The organism is Candidatus Thiosymbion oneisti (assembly GCF_900092655.1).
GTDB classification, from domain to species: Bacteria; Pseudomonadota; Gammaproteobacteria; order Chromatiales; family Chromatiaceae; genus Thiosymbion; species Thiosymbion oneisti.
The window spans coordinates 1-1,140 of sequence record NZ_FLUY01000696.1; the positions used below are offsets into that span (position 1 = coordinate 1).

Sequence of the window (1,140 nt, forward strand, 5' to 3'; positions counted from 1 at the left end):
AGGGGTTGGGGAGAGGGCGAACGAAAACAGGGATCAACCAATCACAAACGGCGCCGGTGACGCTTAACTTAATGGCACTGCCTTGCAGGGGATTCGATCGCTGCTACCGAGAAAGGAAAGGACGTCGGGGTTCCTCCGTCACCCGCAACCTACTACGGACCAATGGCAAAATCCTGCGGTCGGAAGGCGTCATCATGCGCGACGGCCTGGACAGGCTTGGCCTGTTGGCGTCGGGCGCAAGACTCTCGGAACGCACCCACGCCGCGCCGGTTGACCACCCGGATCAGGTTGTAGCTACGCACCAGGAAGTGGTCCCAGCCGAACCAGCGTTTGAGGGTGCCGAAGGGATGTTCGACCAGACCGGCACGCTGACGCATCTTCTCTGGCCCCTGATCGGCCATCCGTTGCCGCTGGGCCTCAACCAACGCCGCGTGCTCGCTGCGGTAAATGCGGTGCACGCCGCCGGCGTCGGGCCGGCACACCGCCTTCAGCGGGCAGGCTCGGCACTGACCGGCCGGGCGGCTGTAGCCGGTGCGCCGAGTGCCGTTCTTCTGATGCGGCTGACCGCGCGGGGGGAGCAACTCGCCGGCGGGGCAGATGTCGACATCAAGGGTACGGTTGTACGAGAACCGCTCGCCGCGGAGGCGGCCGTGGCCGGTAACCGCCTGGTGCTGATCCGGGATGGGGGCCTAGACCGTGGCCCCAGCCGCTTCGCAGGCAGCCAATTCGGCCTCACTGGAGTAGCCGGCATCGGCGACCGCGGTAAAGGTTCCACCCCGAGCATCGCCATGGTCTCCCGGCATTGACGGCTGAGCTGGTTCTGATCATTGCCGGCGTTGGTGACCTGGTGATGCACGATGAGCTTATGTTTGTGATCCACACCGCTTGGTACGTTGTCGCCGGTGACGTGCTGGTTGCCCTGGTTCAAGGCCCGCGCATCGGGGTCGGTACGCGAGCGCTGGGTCTCACCGCTTTCCTCTAGCTGCTTGCGTTGCGCCTGCTGGCGGGCCTGGCGCGCCTTGAGTTCCTCCAACTTGCTCGCCAGCGTGGGGTCTTCACCCAAGTCGAGCGCCCGAACGCGGTTGGTTTCGCTGACCTAGAGGGCGTTCTCAATTGAGCTGAATCCTCATGAAAATCAAG

Annotated in this window: 3 protein-coding genes; 2 read left to right on the forward strand and 1 reads right to left on the reverse strand. The window is 64.4% G+C overall.

Annotation, left to right across the window (positions count from 1 at the left end):
* Positions 1-152: 152 nt before the first annotated feature.
* Positions 153-581: a transposase gene (locus BQ17_RS07490; protein WP_176722338.1), complete on the reverse strand. Its 429-nt coding sequence runs from the start codon at positions 579-581 to the stop codon at positions 153-155.
* Here BQ17_RS07490 and BQ17_RS21610 point away from each other — a divergent pair.
* Positions 555-806 (forward strand): hypothetical protein, encoded by a 252-nt coding sequence (locus BQ17_RS21610; RefSeq protein WP_176722339.1) that lies wholly within the window; start codon positions 555-557, stop codon positions 804-806. The two genes, BQ17_RS07490 and BQ17_RS21610, sit on opposite strands and share 27 nt — an antisense overlap.
* Positions 803-982: a hypothetical protein gene (locus tag BQ17_RS07495; protein ID WP_089725766.1), complete on the forward strand. Its 180-nt coding sequence runs from the start codon at positions 803-805 to the stop codon at positions 980-982. The genes BQ17_RS21610 and BQ17_RS07495 overlap by 4 nt, the downstream gene beginning before the upstream one ends.
* Positions 983-1,140 lie beyond the last annotated feature (158 nt).

What these genes read in the sequence shown, in the direction of transcription:
- BQ17_RS21610 (WP_176722339.1), top strand. Translation starts at nt 555, where the DNA reads ATGCGGCTGACCGCGCGGGGGGAGCAACTCGCCGGCGGGGCAGATGTC.